The following is an 852-nucleotide window of genomic DNA, read 5'->3' as shown; positions in this document are numbered from 1 at the left end:
ACAACTGATATATCATCAGGTTGGTGGCGTTCGTCGGTCCCCCCTGCGTCATTAGGTCGATCAGGGCGAAGCTGCCGAAAAACGCGTAGATCGTGTTGATAACGACCAAGAACACCAACGTGGGCGACATGAGCGGAAGGTAAACGCGCACCAGTCGACGCCACGTTTCGATTCCGTCGAGCCGACACGCCTCGTTGAGCGACTCAGGCACGTTGTTCAATGCGGCGAGCATGAATATCACGTTGTACCCGACCTGTTTCCAGATCGCCGCCACCGTGACGACGGCGAACCCCTGCCACCCGACGGTGAACCAGTCGAGTTCGATGCCGAACCACGCCTCGAGGTAGTGTGTGTAGATACCGACGCTCGGGTGCGCGAGAAACAACCGGACCGTTCCTGCGACGGCTGTCGGTAGTGCGTACGGCCAAATCGCGGCGATCAGGTACGCGGCCTTTCCGTCGCTGACCTCGTACAACAGGAACGCGACGAGGAGGCCGACGGCGAGCGATCCGATAACGACGATTACGGCGAACGCCATCGTCAGTCCGACGCTCGTGAGGTACACCTGCGACCCCAACAGATCGGTGAAGTTCGCCAGCCCGACGAACCGGGTGTTCTGACCGAACAGAAACGTCTGGAAGAAGCTGAATCGGAGCGTCTGTAGCGACGGATAGTACAGGAACGCGATGATCGCCGCCAGTGTCGGTAGTAGCAGGAGGTACGCCCCCAGCGTGCTATCGTACGTGTTCTCGTGTACGCCCATTTCAGTTGCCTTTGCTCTGGATGTAGCTCTGGAGAACGTCGTCGGCCTCCCTCTTCATCTCCTCGAGTTTCGACTCGACGGTGACGTCG

The 852-nt window shown here is 59.2% G+C and carries 1 protein-coding gene; it reads right to left on the bottom strand.

Going from position 1 to position 852, the window contains the following annotated elements:
- On the bottom strand, positions 1–763 hold a 763-nt coding region (locus DVK05_RS16335; protein WP_147437824.1), incomplete at its 3' end, for a carbohydrate ABC transporter permease.
- Positions 764–852: the final 89 nt, after the last annotated feature.

Origin of the sequence: Halorubrum sp. Atlit-8R (assembly GCF_003666025.1) — an archaeon.
Taxonomy (GTDB): domain Archaea; phylum Halobacteriota; class Halobacteria; order Halobacteriales; family Haloferacaceae; genus Halorubrum; species Halorubrum salinarum.
The sequence above is the reverse complement of the archived record's forward strand: the minus strand, read 5'-3'. Positions and strand labels throughout refer to the sequence as shown.